This is a genomic window from Streptomyces sp. NPDC086787, assembly GCF_044745865.1.
Taxonomy (GTDB): Bacteria; Actinomycetota; Actinomycetes; order Streptomycetales; family Streptomycetaceae; genus Streptomyces.
Genome location: NZ_JBIVBC010000039.1, coordinates 1 through 12,302, shown reverse-complemented (window position 1 = coordinate 12,302; position 12,302 = coordinate 1). Strand labels below are relative to the sequence as shown.

Here is a 12,302-nt window from a genome sequence, read left to right as displayed (position 1 = left end):
TGGTTCCACCAAGTTGCCTGGGACCTCGCCGTGGCCGCCCTGCGACCGGACGGGCAGGAGATCGCGGTGCTCGCAGCCACGGACATCGACTGAGAGGTCGTTTTCGCTCTAGAGGTAGCGTTCTTGGTTGCTTTGTTCTGCCTGTCGGTGTGCTGCTGGTGAGGCTGTGGTGGCGGTTGTGCTGGGTGGGTCTGACGGTGTGACGGATGGGGCCGAGGTCTGCTTGCGCCTGTCTCATTCCAGGACGCCCGGGTCTGTTCCGTGCTTCGACACGGCAGGATGGACGCCTGGGCGCACGCCCCTGGGCGGCGGTATGCCCAAGTCATGACGGAACGTCGTGCGTATCCGAGTGATCTGTCTGATGCCCGCTGGGTCAGCAGGGCCCGGTCCTCCAGCGGCAGGCTCCAGGGCCGGCCCCTGCGGACTGCGTCCGCACCCTCGCGCCGCAAAACCGTCACCAACTTCCCGAACTGGCGCGGGCTCAACCCGGTGAACGGGGCTATCCAAGACGGCTCCGACGCCGTGATCACACCAGCCACACCAAGATCATCGCACCGGGCCGGCCCGCCCCGTCAGCAAGCCCTCTTGCCTCAGCGGAACTCGTGGACCACCTGGATCTCGCCGACAATGTGGGCGTTGAGGTCGTCCAGCTCCTCGGCCGGAACCCAGAGCTCGAGGATCGTCTGCCCGCCGGCCTGCTGGATGGGATACCGGCTCAAGAACACCGACTCGACCTCAAAACGAGTGACGAAGCCGGCGCCATCGTGCTTCACGTTCCAGTCTCGCGCGATCCTGACTGCGTAGTCCTCGTTGAGGACCGGGTAGAAGATCGGCTGCTCCGGCAGCCGGGGCGGCCAGGCGCGCCAGTTCAGCTCCCGAACCAGGTCCAGCTCCTTGGGGCCGGTGGGGCGCCACAGGGTCGTCGTTGCTTGCTGGCTGGTCATCTGCATCGCTCTCTGAACGTAGCCCGCCGCTACGGCGGGTCGGGAGACTGGACGATACCGGTGCCGCGGACTCAGCAGCTACGCAGTTTCCATACCCTGACCAGGTCCGTGACCAGCAGTTACGGGACAGCCCTTGGCCCAAGCCGCATAGACGTGTTCAAAATCCGGGGGCAAGGCCCCTGTTGGAGCTACACCCGCGGATGCTGCTGGCCTACGAGCTGGTACGCGCCTACGAGCTGCCCGCGACGTCCACGACAACAAGGGCATGCGCATCTTGTCGGCCGACGAGTCGGCGCATATCGGTGAGCTCCTGGAGCACTTCTCCTATGCGAGCCCCGCTGGGCCTTCAGTCAGGACGGCCCCGCCTGTGGGCGCCTGGGTCCGGCGGAAGGCCTATGGCGGCGGCGAGGTGCTGTTGGGTTTCTTCGGGCAGGGTGCCGCCCTGGGTGGTGGCGACGAGTTGGCCGGCCAGCTGGTGGAGTTTGGTGTTCGTGTTCTGGGAGAGCGTGACCAGCACGTTCCACGCAGTCTCGGGGCTGATGCCGAACGAGGCCATCAGGACGCCGGCGGCCTGGTCGATGACCGGCCGGGTCTGCATCGCCCTGCGCAGCTGAACGACCTCAGCGCGCAGGTCTTCCTCCTGGCTCGGAGCACCCTCCGGGGTCTTCATGGCCGGTCAGTGTCCTGACGGTGTGTGCGGGAGGTGAGGGGGGAGGGTGAACAGGGTTTCGGCGCCCGTTATGTTCAGTAGGCGCTGGACCGGGATGCCGGCTGCTCGGATGGTCATCGTCCTGCCGAGGTCCAGGGCACGGTGCCGGGCGGCCATCAGGGCACGCAGGCCCGAGCAGTCGCAGAACGAGACCTCGGTCAGGTCGAGATCGACTGCCCGGCTGTTGTCGCTGAGGGCCTTCCGCAGGGTGGACTCCACTGCCCGCTCTGTGGTGATGTCCAGTTCGCCGCTGATCGTCACGAGAACGCGTTCCCCGGGCGGGGACATGGTGATCACCAGGTTCTGCAGCTGGCGATCTGCTGTCGCGGGGCGGCGGTCTGTGATGGTGTGCACGGTTATGTCTCCTGCCCTGCGTGTTGCCGCGGATCTCCCGGCTGCGTCATGGCCGCTTCTCCCGTCGGTTCCCGTCGGTGTCAGTGACCCGGTACCAGGTTCGGCTCCCCGAGCCTCATCCGTCAAGTAATACCGGAATATTAGTTCGTCCTTTTGGTTACGCGAACAGAGCGCCTAACCTGGGCGGATGGGAGAAGTACCTGAGCCGCACACCGCGTGGACGTTCCTCACCAACCACGCCCGGGTGCTGGCCACGATCGCCGACGATCACACGGTCCGTATGCGCGACATCGCCGCGCGCTGCCGGCTCACCGAACGCGCCGTCCAGAAGATCATTTCCGATCTGGAAGTCGACGGCTACCTCACGCACACCCGTGAGGGCCGGGCCAACGTGTACCGGATCCAGCCCGGGACGATCCTGCGGCACCCGGCCGAGGCAGACCTGTCCGTGTCCGAACTGCTGTCCGTCCTGGCCGGCCACGAGACCCGCCACGCGGACGGGACTACGCCCGCCGAATGAGGGTCAGGAAAAACGGGCGGTCAACGTGACCGGCGACCGCACCCTGCCGCCGTTCTTCGCGCTCACTCGCTTACCCGCAGTCCCTGTGGGCGTGGCACGGGTACCCCCGTCTCGGCCACCCTCGTCACTGCCGGTGGCGTCGTGGTCCCGGTCGCCGTGCGGAGAGCGTTGCACTGGCTGCAACCCCCGGTGCAACACGCGCGCAATGCCCTGCGTTTCACATCTGACCTGCGGCGGGCCCGGGGTCGGTCAGATCCGGGGCGGTCAGGAGTCGTCGCGCTCGGAGTTCGGTCCGTACCGCTCGATGAGGTCGCAGGTGCAGGTCCCGCCCTCGTAGCGCACCTTGTCGCACTCCTCCTGGCGGTCCCACGGCTGCCGCTCCGTTGGGGCCGCCGACGGAGCGGGCTGCGCCGGGGTGGCCTCGACGGCCAGGACCGCGCCCGCCCAGTCCATGCCCAGCGTGCGCACATCACGGAAAGCGAGCCAGAACCTTCTTTTGGGACCCACGGCAGCAGGAAGTTCGGGCTCCAGGTTGTGGCAAGTTGATCTGGCTCCAGCTGCCCCTGGATGCTCCTGGGCATCGCAGTGTCGGTGGTGCCTCGTACTCTGCGCGGGTGAGCATGAATGGTGAGTACCTGCGTGTAACACCGGCTGAGCTGGCCAGGGCAGTCAAGGACCCGGACTGGGCGTTCGAGTACGTCATGGAGGTCATGGAGACAGACGGCATCAATGACGTTGCTCCCTCGGATGCACGGCAGCTGACGACCCACAAGGCGTTCGACGCCATCGCATTCCTCCTCGAACGCGCGAGTTTCCCCGTCGACATCGTTCATGGCGAGCAGGCGTTCACGAGCGAGGACTGGGGCTATGGGCCGGCTAAGTACCTGGACGCGGACCAGGTCAAGCTCGCGGCCGGAGTCCTGGTCGGCTTGTCCTTCGAGGACTTGATCCGGGACGTGGACCCTGAGCAGATGACGGCCGCGCAGATCTACCCGCTCCTGTGGGATGAGGCCGATGCCCTGGAGTGGGTGCGCGGGTGGTTCGACCCGCTGGTTCCGTTCTTCGGCGCCGCTGCCCAAGCAGGGGAGGCCATGCTGGTCTGGCTCGACTGAGTTCGTGCAGCTCCGCCTCGGCAAAGGATCCCTGGCAGCCACTGGTCGGCCGTTCGGCGCGGCCATGCGTCTCGCCCGCTTTCGAGTGAATCCAGGTACTCCGTTCGGCAGCCGTGCCAGGGTGTGATCCAGTGATCACGGCTTGTCGGGGGCCGTGGCTGCGGTCACGGTTGTGTCGGGAGGCCGAGGTTGGCGCTGTCGCGGGTCGAGCTGTTCGCTCGGGACAGACGCCTTGATCCCGATGTGTCCCAACGGCTGCTCGCGGAGAAATACAGCGTTCACCGCCGCACGGTGCGGCAGGCGCTGGGATCGGCGGTGCCGCCGCCGCGCAAGACGCCGCCACCTCGCAGGACGGTGCTGGATCCGGCGAAGGACTGGATCGACGCGATGCTGCGCGAGGACCTGACGGCGCCGTGCAAGCAGAAGCACACCGCCCGCCGGATCCATGAGCGGCTGGCGAAGGAGTACGGCTTCGCGGACGCTTCGTACTCGACCGTCTGCGACTATGTGGGCGCCCGCGTCCGCAGATCGAAGCGGAGGCCCGCGAGGGACGGGTCCACCAGGACGGGATGGTCCCGCAGATTCACCTGCCGGGCGAAGAAGCCGAGGTGGACTTCGCGGACGTATGGGTCGGTTGGCCGGCACCACGATCAAGTGTCACCTGTTCACGCTGCGGCTTTCGTACTCGGGCAAGGCCGTCCACCGGGTCTTCGCCTCCGGTGCTGTCACGTTGACTGGAGGGTGTGATGATCTTCGGGTTGGTCGCAGCCGGGAGGGGCCTGGCGTGGAGAGTGCGTCGCCGTCGTACAAGGGGCACCGCTACCCGGCAGAGATCATCGCGCACTGTGTGTGGCTGTACTTCCGCTTCCCGCTCAGCTACCGCGAGGTGGAAGAGCTGATGCTTCAGCGCGGGGTGACCGTCTCCCATGAGACGGTGCGCCGCTGGTGTGGGAAGTTCGGCCAGTCCTACGCCGACGGCCTGCGGTGCCGCAGGCCCCGGCCCGGCGATAAATGGCATCTCGACGAGGTCTTCGTGAAGATCGGCGGCGAGCGACAGTACCTGTGGCGGGCCTTCGACCAGCACGGTGACGTGCTGGACATTCTCGTGCAGTCCAGACGCGACGCGAAGGCGGCCAGGCGTTTCATGGCCAAGCTCATGAAGAAGCAGTGCGGCGTCCCTCGGGGCCTCGTCACCGGCAAGCTGAAGAGCTACGGCGTCGCCCACCGCGAACTCATGGCCTCGGTCGAGCACCGCTCGCACAAGGGGCTGAACAACCGGGCCGAGACCAGTCTCCAGCCGACGCGGCAGCACGAGCGCGCGATGAAGTACTTCCGCTCGCCCGGCGCAGCACAACGGTTCCTGTCCGCGTTCAGCGGCATCTCACCCCACTTCCGACCCCGACGGCATCTCCTGACCGCCACCCAGTACCGCTTCGAGATGACACTCCGCTTCACCCTCTGGGACCACATCACCAGCAGCACCAGCCTGTCCGCCGTGGCCTGACCCAGGAACCGAAACCCGACCCTCACACGCCCTGACACACCATCAGCCGATCACATGCCCGACAACGTGACAGCACCCCTCGTCGGCCTCCAGGCCCAGCACGACGAGGTCACCGCCCGAGCCGCAGAACTACGCGGTCAGATCGAGCACTTGACCGCCGTCCTGGCCGAGACCGAGGCGCGACTCGCGGACCTGGACACCGCCCGGAAGGTCATTGCGGAGGCCGCGCCGGCAGGAGCCGAACCCGGGCCGCCCGAGACCAGCACCGCCTACCAGGCCATCGTGAACGCCTTCAACCAGCACCCCGGCCAGGTATTCAGAGCCCGTGAGCTGCACGAACTCCTCGACATGCCCACCGACGAAGCGACCGTCAACATCACCCGCAGCCGCCTCGGACGCCTCACCCGCCAAGGATTCCTCACCCAACCCGGACGGGGCCGCTACCAGAAACGGACTTAACATCCACTGAGAACGGACATCTCGTGGTCATGAAGAACTGTCCGCCGTTGATTAGACACTCCCCGCTGAGCAGCACCCGCACGTTCCGTGAACTTGCGAGCGCCTCTGAGGGTCGGCGGCTGGGCCTGCGAGCCCGGCTTTGGGCGGGAGGTGTGGGGGTGTGGGGATTTCAGGTGCGGCGTCGGCGGGCGGCTACCGAGAGGGCGGCGCCGATGGTGAGGGCTCCCGCGCTGCCTGTGGTTGCCCAGGCAAGGGCGGGTTCGGTACCGGTGGAGGCGAGTTGGGCAGAGGTGGTGTCCGTGGTGGCGGGGCGGGTGAGAGCCGTCGTGGTGGGGGCGTGAGTGGTGGGCTGCGTGCCCTTGTCCGGGACGGCTGATGCCGGTTGCGTGGCGTGGGCACCGGTGGCAGTGCTGCCACCGGTGGAGGTGCCGGGCTTGGCCTCGTGCGTCTTCGCGGCGGCCTCGTCCTGACGCCGGGCCTCGTACTGGCCGGTGTCGAGGAAGTACTGGACGTCCGCAGGGGTGCCCCGCAGCGCGGCCTTCCCCGCCTCCCTCACCGCGTCGCCGCCGGAGTGGATGATCTGGCTGGCCAGCACCTCGTTGTCCGACTCGCGGGCCTTGTACTGGCCTACTTCGAGGAAGTGCTCGATCGCGTCGCCGTCGCTGTTGAGGGCGGCCCTGGCGGCCGCGATAACCTCCGGACCGCCTTGACTTGCGATCTGGGCGACACGTACGCGGTTGTCCTGGTGCCGGGCCTGGTACTGGCCTACTTCGAGGAAGTGCTCGATCGCGTCGCCGTCGCTGTTGAGGGCGGCCCTGGCGGCCGCGATAACTTCCGGACCGCCTTGACTTGCGATCTGGGCGACACGTACGCGGTTGTCCTGGTGCCGGGCCTGGTACTGGCCGACCTCCAGGAAACGGCGGAGGTCCTGAGCGGTTCCGTTCAGTGCCTTCTGCGCTGCTGCTTCCAGCATCCGGCCGATGTTCTTGTCGGCGAGGATCCTGAGCGCAGCGATGCGGTCGTCCTCTTCGGACCGTGATGCGCCACCGCTGGATGTGTGTGCCGTGGGGGGCACGTCGGGCGTCGAGACGCCGGGCTGTGTGGCGGTTCCCGGGCCGCTCGCGGCGCTGGCGGAAGTCGCGGGCAGCAGGACGGGAGCGAGCGCGGCCGCAGTGAGTGTCACTGCGAAGGCGCGGGTTTTCTTCATCAGGGTCTTCGTCTTTCCACTACAGGTCCGTCACGGACGCTGCAGTCCGCCCAGCGGCTGCAGTGCATCACTTATTTGACCGAATGCAACACTATGTCACAACAGCATTTTCGTGTGGTGCCGGTCCTGGGCGGGTTCAGGCGAGCTGGAGGAATGCCTGCCAGGTAGTACCGCCTGGCAGGGTCGCGCCAGGGCCGGCGACCTGCCCGTTGCCCAGGCGCGGGGTACTTGTGCGGGGCGCCCGTCACCCCAGAGCACGAGGACATCGGCCATGCCGGCACTGTCGGCATCGGTATCGGCCATGAGCATGGATGCTGTCCCCGGTGTCACCGCCGGTGGTGACCGATCATCTCACCCGCCGGTCAACGTGACAGCACCCCCCGCGGGGCCGTGGTGTCACGGTCTACTTTGTCGCGGTCAGCGCGACGAGCGCGTAGTCGCGCTTCTGGGGGTCGACGGTCTTGCCGACGCCAACCCATTCGTTCTTCGGGACGTCATACGAGGCTCGCGTGTCCTCGATGGTCATATCGACGTGGACTTTGTAGTCGGTGGTACCGACGGCGTATACGCGGGGCAGTTCCAGGATAAGCGAGCCTTTGCTGCCGGTGACGCGGAAGCAGAACGGCTTGTTCGGCTCGGTGTGGCTGTAGACCTCGACAATGTTGGGGTCAGGGTCAGCAGGGCAGGCGGTGTAGACGATATGGCCGTCGCCACTCTTCAGTTTGATACCACGGGCCGCGAATGCTCTGTCTGCGTCAGCCTTCGGGTAAGCTTGCTCGTTCAGCCGCGCAGCAGGCGCAGTGCGCAGCCCCCCAGGCCGACGCTTCCGCGGCCTCGGCCCGCTACTCGGCCTCCAAAGCGGCGTCCTACGCGGCCGATGCCCAGCAGTCCGCCGAGTCGGCACGCGCCTCGGCCGTCTCCGCGGGAAAGGACGCCGCAGCGGCGGCCCTAGCCGCCATCGACGCGCAGCGCACAGCCATGAGTAAGGCCGTTGAGGAGATCAAGGCAAAGAGCAACCCTACCGGTGCAATCAACGCCGGGGACACGGGCACGGGCAACGACAAACCCACCTCGGACCAAGCGACCACCCCAAATACGACTCCGCGGACTGGTGGGAGCGCCTCAGCATCGGACATCAGTACAGCGTCATGTACGCCGGCGCCCTCGCCACCTGCTACCACGGTCCGTTGGCCTGCGAGCCGTACGGCTAGTGGAGGTCGGAGCCCAACAGCCCGTACAACCTGTTGCCTGGCCAGCTTGAGAAGCATCGACATCACCTATCCGTGACGATCCAGCGAACCTGACCGACCCGTAACCCGAACACCGACGGAGGACTCCATGAATGTGCGCGACAGGGCCGGAGCTGCCAAGGGCCCACGCACTGGGAGGGGTTGGGTCTTCGTCGTTGCGTGTGTTTTTGTGCTTGCCGGGTGTGGCGGAGAGCCGAGTCGGCAGGAACTTTTGACCGCGTTCCGGCTGGACCTGCCGCCGTGTCAGACCGAGAACGTCACTTCTTCCGGGGACACCTCGTCGATGGAGGCGAGACTGGCGCTGAGTTTCACAGCGCCCAAAAACTGCGTGACGCAGTACCTCAAGGACCATCAGGTCGACGTGACAAACCCTGTTCAGTGGCCTCGTCCTGCGCCGAGCATCATGGACGGCGTGGCGCTCTCACCGACCAGGCCACCGTTTACTGAGGGCGTGATGAAGCAGTTCCACCTCACACTCGACCCGCACAAGAAGTACGCCACGTACCACGATTTCCGCACACCGAAGGAGGCGGAGTTCCGCGTGCTGCTCGTTCCTCAAGGGCAGAAGACGGCCGTCTACATGGAATCCCTCGTGGCGGGCAACGTCGGCAAACCGGACTGAACGCACGCACCACGCCGATACCCAACGCCGATGTTCTTGCTGCCCTGAACCACGTAGTCGCGAGCCAAGCCGTACCGATGCAGTTCAGCGAATACGCCGAGGGCGACGCCCATGACCTTCTCGTCGTAGTCGAAGTTGTAGTCTTTATAGATGTCGATACGGGTGCCTCCGGTTACTCGGTACTTGCCCCCGTCGAGCTTCGTCATGGTGAGCATGCCGCTCTGACGGTACTCAGAGCCGCGGAGAGCGAAGTTCAGGTCAGGGTCGGCACCGAACTCGCCCTTTTGCCACTTGCTGTCCAGGTTGATGCTGCACCTCGTGCCGACGCTGCCCGCACACTGCTTCACAGCTGCCTGGAAGTAGCCAGTCAACAACTCCTCGCGATTGAACTTCCACGTCTCGTCGCTGACGATCTTCTCAAGCTGGCCAGACAACAGGTTGTACGGGCTGCTGGGCTCCGACGTCCAGTCAGAGCACACGCTGGTAGCGGAGCTCAGTGAGCGTGATCTCCTCGTAGGAGTCGTCCTGAGTAGCACCGTCGGCTTGATAGCCAGACCGCTCGTAAAAGCGCCGACCTCGTTGGTTGTCAGCGAGAACCCACAAGGCCGACTCTTCGAAGCCCTGACTCTTCATCTGCGCGTGGGCCTCCTCCAGGAGCCTCCGGCCGATGCCCTGGCCGATCAGATCCGGCGAAACGTACAGGGCGTAAACCTCACCGACCCGTCCCAGACCAGGCACTTCACCTCGCCACGGTCCGAAGCAGATCCACCCCACCGGGCCACGGTCACCGAGCGCCACAAGGTCTCGTGACGGTCGTCCGGGTTGAGAAACCCACCGCCGCCGTTGCCTGGCATCACTCTCCACCGTCATGGCATCCAAATACGTCTGGGGAACGATGCCGGCGTACGCTGCCTGCCATCCCTGGACTCGGATCGTCGAAACGGCCTCGACGTCGGCCGCATCCATCTCCCGCACGTGCACCATCGCGCCACCGTAATCGCACAAGTGCCTCAGGACGAATTCCTTTACCCCGCCGTCGGTACCTCCTGCAACGAGAGCAACCTGACGAACGATCTACTGCGCAGACAGTCGCTCATGAACTGCGCGAGTCCCCCGAGTACGACGCACACCAACCCTTTGACCTGCGGATTCAGGTTGGCGGAGGCTCACCGTGGCGCGTATCGAGTCGAGGGTGGATCCCACCGTGATGCCCACCGGGTGGGAGTGGCGTCCAACTGAGCCTCCGCCAACTTGAAGTCGCAGGTCAAAGGGCTGGTATGACCAGTCCTCGGGGCGCTCACGCTGGCCACGGGCGACTGTCTGAGCAGTAGATCGTCCGTCAGCGGTCGATTTCGAGGTTCGTCAGGACGAGCAGAGCGCGCAGGAGTCGGGTGGCGCGGGCGGGGGCGGTGCGAAGCTTGGTGAGGAGACGCCAGTTCTTGAGGTGGAGATTGTGCTCGCCGTGGACGCGAGCAACTGGCTACGGCCTGACGCCCCCACCAGCCCGGAGTTGCTGTTCTGCCACGTCTACGGGCGGGGCCGCAGCGCGGATCAGTTCATCCCCGGCTGGCCCTACTCCTTCGTCGCCGCGCTGGAGACGGGACGCACGTCGTGGACGGCCGTGCTGGACGCGATCCGGCTTGGGCCGGCCGACGATGCCACCGCGGTGACCGCCGCCCAACTGCGCGAGGTGGTCACCCGGCTGGTGCACACCGGGCACTGGCGGCCGGGCGACGCGGACATCCTCGTCGTCATGGACACCGGCTACGACGTCACCCGCCTCGCCTACGTCCTGGCCGACCTACCCGTCGAACTGGTCGGCCGGCTCCGCTCGGACCGCGTCATGCTGAGAGATGCCGGCCCGCGCCGCTCAACCCCGCGCGGCGGGCAGCCCCGCAAGCACGGCGGCGTCCTCACCTTCTCCAAACCGGACTCCTGGCACACCCCCGACCAGGCCACCACCTGCGGCACCACCCGCTATGGCACGGCCGAAGCCCTCGCCTGGGACAGGATGCACCCGCGCTTGCAGGCCCGTGGCCCCTGGCTCGACCACTGCGGTGAATTCCCTTGGATTCACGGCACGTTGATCCGGCTGAAGGTCGAGCACCTGCCCGGCGACCGCGACCCGAAGCCGGTCTGGCTGTGGTCCTCGCGCACCGGCATGACCGGACGGGACGTCGACCTGCGCTGGCAGGCGTTCCTGCGCAGATTCGATCTTGAACACACTTTCCGGCTGTTCAAGCAGACCCTGGGCTGGACCGTCCCCAAGGTCCGCGATCCGCACACGGCCGGCCTGTGGACGTGGCTGATCATCGCCGCCCACACCCAACTCCGCCTCGCCCGCCCCCTCGCCGAGGACCTCCGCCGCCCCTGGGAACGCCCCGCCGAGCCCCGTCGGCTGACCCCCGCCCGGGTCCGCCGGGGGTTCCGCCACCTCCGCGTGAAGACCGCCCGTCCCGCCGACGTGCCCAGACCCTCCAAGCCCGGGCCCGGACGCCGACCCGGCTCGAAGAACCGCAGGCCAGCCCCATGTCACGAGCCGGGGAAGACCGTGAAACGAATCGAAACCCTCACCGAACACGTCCGCCAGAAACAGCAGCGAGGTTAACGATCAAGCTCAGCGTACGTGCGTCTCCTCCACCCCTCATGAGTCACAGCACGTCAGCCTGTGGGCTGTCCGTTGAGGCGGTACTCCTCGGAGGGCATCGAGTCCCATTCGGTATGCGCACCGTCCCGCGGCACCATGAACAACGGACGCGATCGAAGGCCCTGACCGACGAGTTGCCCGCGCATCACGACCCCGGGGTCATCCGGTCCTGCGTAGCCCTCGGGCGTATAGCGGAAGCGCACATCCATGGTCTCGGCATACGTGATTGCGTCGCTCTCCAGCTCCGACAGGTCTCTCCCGACCAGCGGGATTCCGTCGTAGGTGACCTGGGGACCGTGTAGGGCGTCCGCAGCGATGCAGAACAGCCCCACAGCTTGGCTCACATAGGCGATGACGGCCGTCGAAGAAGGAATCACCCAAGGGCGGTGGACCTCGACTTTCCAAGTCGGCGAGAAGATCGCGTGGCCTCGTGCGCTATCGCTGACCTTCGCCTGGCCGAGTGCGTCCGTCGCCTCGACGACTTCGTCGACCGTCATACCGAACCTGAGCGGTCCGACACCGACAGCCGGCGTATAGGCCCACTCGTCCCGCTCGGCCACTTTTGAACCGGCTTCGGTCTTGGACGCCATGGTCGCCCTCCGGAGACACCTGAGAACCTGCCCCTCCCATCATGTCAGTCGCCGATCAGCGGGTTGCCGGGTGCGAGAAGCCGCCTTCCGCTCCATCCGGCGGCTGTGCGACATCTCACACGGTGCCGTCTCCGGGGTCGCCCACCGCGCTGCTGAGCAGTGTCGACGGTCAGCCAATTCCCCACCTCGAACGTCACGTAATGGGCCAGGGGGACGCTGACGCCGGCGCCGTCGAGGACCTGGGGACGGTGACCGTGCGTCGAGATCCCCAGGGTGTTGACGCTTCCTGAGTGGACGTTAAGTCCGTTTCTGGTAGCGGCCTCGTCCGGGTTGGTTGAGGAAGCCTTGTCGGACGAGGCGTCCGAGGCGACTGCGGGTGACGTT

The 12,302-nt window shown here is 66.4% G+C and carries 15 protein-coding genes and 2 pseudogenes; 7 read left to right on the top strand and 10 right to left on the bottom strand.

The window, feature by feature from the left end; all coding sequences use genetic code 11:
• Positions 1 to 93 (top strand): DUF6183 family protein (locus ACIPK3_RS33995; RefSeq protein WP_402576075.1); only part of this gene is annotated, 93 nt, incomplete at its 5' end.
• Positions 94 to 374: 281 nt separating this feature from the next.
• Here ACIPK3_RS33995 and ACIPK3_RS33990 read toward each other — a convergent pair.
• The 4 genes and pseudogenes from ACIPK3_RS33990 to ACIPK3_RS33975 form a co-directional block, all read right to left on the bottom strand.
• Positions 375 to 539 (bottom strand): annotated as a pseudogene (locus ACIPK3_RS33990) (IS5/IS1182 family transposase); the annotation flags it as partial.
• 51 nt (positions 540 to 590) lie between these two features.
• Positions 591 to 944: a hypothetical protein gene (locus ACIPK3_RS33985; RefSeq protein ID WP_402576071.1), complete on the bottom strand. Its 354-nt coding sequence runs from the start codon at positions 942 to 944 to the stop codon at positions 591 to 593.
• 346 nt (positions 945 to 1,290) lie between these two features.
• A complete protein-coding gene (locus tag ACIPK3_RS33980) occupies positions 1,291 to 1,614 on the bottom strand; it encodes an ANTAR domain-containing protein (RefSeq protein ID WP_402576069.1) in 324 nt (107 codons plus the stop codon).
• 6 nt (positions 1,615 to 1,620) lie between these two features.
• Positions 1,621 to 2,007, bottom strand: coding sequence for an STAS domain-containing protein (locus ACIPK3_RS33975; protein ID WP_402576067.1), 387 nt, complete (start codon positions 2,005 to 2,007; stop codon positions 1,621 to 1,623).
• Positions 2,008 to 2,194: 187 nt separating this feature from the next.
• Between ACIPK3_RS33975 and ACIPK3_RS33970 the strand changes: the two genes are divergently transcribed.
• Positions 2,195 to 2,527: a helix-turn-helix transcriptional regulator gene (locus ACIPK3_RS33970; protein WP_402576065.1), complete on the top strand. Its 333-nt coding sequence runs from the start codon at positions 2,195 to 2,197 to the stop codon at positions 2,525 to 2,527.
• 264 nt (positions 2,528 to 2,791) lie between these two features.
• On the opposite strand, the gene ACIPK3_RS33965 is transcribed toward ACIPK3_RS33970, so the two are convergent.
• Positions 2,792 to 3,034, bottom strand: coding sequence for a hypothetical protein (locus tag ACIPK3_RS33965; RefSeq protein WP_402576063.1), 243 nt, complete (start codon positions 3,032 to 3,034; stop codon positions 2,792 to 2,794).
• A 113-nt stretch (positions 3,035 to 3,147) separates the two neighbouring features.
• Here ACIPK3_RS33965 and ACIPK3_RS33960 point away from each other — a divergent pair, with 113 nt between their 5' ends.
• The 3 genes from ACIPK3_RS33960 (at position 3,148) to ACIPK3_RS33950 (ending at position 5,602) form a co-directional block, all read left to right on the top strand.
• On the top strand, positions 3,148 to 3,639 hold the full coding sequence (locus tag ACIPK3_RS33960; protein ID WP_402576073.1) for a YfbM family protein: 492 nt from the start codon (positions 3,148 to 3,150) through the stop codon (positions 3,637 to 3,639).
• Between the two features lie 784 nt (positions 3,640 to 4,423).
• Positions 4,424 to 5,143, top strand: a complete 720-nt coding sequence (locus tag ACIPK3_RS33955; RefSeq protein WP_402576061.1) for an IS6 family transposase — start codon at positions 4,424 to 4,426, stop codon at positions 5,141 to 5,143.
• Between the two features lie 66 nt (positions 5,144 to 5,209).
• Positions 5,210 to 5,602: a hypothetical protein gene (locus ACIPK3_RS33950; RefSeq protein WP_402576059.1), complete on the top strand. Its 393-nt coding sequence runs from the start codon at positions 5,210 to 5,212 to the stop codon at positions 5,600 to 5,602.
• Positions 5,603 to 5,771: 169 nt separating this feature from the next.
• Here the strand turns inward: ACIPK3_RS33950 and ACIPK3_RS33945 are convergent, their stop codons facing one another.
• Positions 5,772 to 6,809, bottom strand: a complete 1,038-nt coding sequence (locus tag ACIPK3_RS33945; RefSeq protein ID WP_402576058.1) for an ALF repeat-containing protein — start codon at positions 6,807 to 6,809, stop codon at positions 5,772 to 5,774.
• Positions 6,810 to 7,212: 403 nt separating this feature from the next.
• A complete protein-coding gene (locus ACIPK3_RS33940; RefSeq protein WP_402576056.1) occupies positions 7,213 to 7,335 on the bottom strand; it encodes a hypothetical protein in 123 nt (40 codons plus the stop codon).
• Between the two features lie 935 nt (positions 7,336 to 8,270).
• Here ACIPK3_RS33940 and ACIPK3_RS33935 point away from each other — a divergent pair.
• Entirely contained in the window at positions 8,271 to 8,681 is a 411-nt protein-coding gene (locus ACIPK3_RS33935) for a hypothetical protein (protein WP_402576054.1), read from the top strand.
• On the opposite strand, the gene ACIPK3_RS33930 is transcribed toward ACIPK3_RS33935, so the two are convergent.
• On the bottom strand, positions 8,636 to 9,160 hold the full coding sequence (locus tag ACIPK3_RS33930) for a hypothetical protein (protein WP_402576052.1): 525 nt from the start codon (positions 9,158 to 9,160) through the stop codon (positions 8,636 to 8,638). The two genes, ACIPK3_RS33935 and ACIPK3_RS33930, sit on opposite strands and share 46 nt — an antisense overlap.
• Positions 9,150 to 9,665 carry a GNAT family N-acetyltransferase gene (locus tag ACIPK3_RS33925; protein ID WP_402576050.1) on the bottom strand — a complete coding sequence of 172 codons (516 nt, stop codon included), beginning with the start codon at positions 9,663 to 9,665 and terminating at the stop codon, positions 9,150 to 9,152. The genes ACIPK3_RS33930 and ACIPK3_RS33925 overlap by 11 nt, the downstream gene beginning before the upstream one ends.
• A gap of 466 nt (positions 9,666 to 10,131) precedes the next feature.
• On the opposite strand from ACIPK3_RS33925, the pseudogene ACIPK3_RS33920 reads away from it, so the two are divergent.
• Positions 10,132 to 11,289, top strand: a pseudogene (locus tag ACIPK3_RS33920) (NF041680 family putative transposase); the annotation flags it as partial.
• A gap of 53 nt (positions 11,290 to 11,342) precedes the next feature.
• On the opposite strand, the gene ACIPK3_RS33915 reads toward ACIPK3_RS33920, so the two are convergent.
• Positions 11,343 to 11,918 carry a hypothetical protein gene (locus ACIPK3_RS33915; RefSeq protein ID WP_402576048.1) on the bottom strand — a complete coding sequence of 192 codons (576 nt, stop codon included), beginning with the start codon at positions 11,916 to 11,918 and terminating at the stop codon, positions 11,343 to 11,345.
• Between the last annotated feature and the right edge of the window lie 384 nt (positions 11,919 to 12,302).

Excerpts from the sequence above, each read along its gene's own strand:
- ACIPK3_RS33985 (WP_402576071.1), bottom strand. The coding sequence starts at position 944 with ATGACCAGCCAGCAAGCAACGACGACCCTGTGGCGCCCCACCGGCCCC.
- ACIPK3_RS33980 (WP_402576069.1), bottom strand. The coding sequence starts at position 1,614 with ATGAAGACCCCGGAGGGTGCTCCGAGCCAGGAGGAAGACCTGCGCGCT.
- ACIPK3_RS33970 (WP_402576065.1), top strand. The coding sequence starts at position 2,195 with ATGGGAGAAGTACCTGAGCCGCACACCGCGTGGACGTTCCTCACCAAC.
- ACIPK3_RS33960 (WP_402576073.1), top strand. The coding sequence starts at position 3,148 with ATGAATGGTGAGTACCTGCGTGTAACACCGGCTGAGCTGGCCAGGGCA.
- ACIPK3_RS33945 (WP_402576058.1), bottom strand. The coding sequence starts at position 6,809 with ATGAAGAAAACCCGCGCCTTCGCAGTGACACTCACTGCGGCCGCGCTC.
- ACIPK3_RS33940 (WP_402576056.1), bottom strand. The coding sequence starts at position 7,335 with ATGACCATCGAGGACACGCGAGCCTCGTATGACGTCCCGAAGAACGAA.
- ACIPK3_RS33925 (WP_402576050.1), bottom strand. The coding sequence starts at position 9,665 with ATGGTGCACGTGCGGGAGATGGATGCGGCCGACGTCGAGGCCGTTTCG.
- ACIPK3_RS33915 (WP_402576048.1), bottom strand. The coding sequence starts at position 11,918 with ATGGCGTCCAAGACCGAAGCCGGTTCAAAAGTGGCCGAGCGGGACGAG.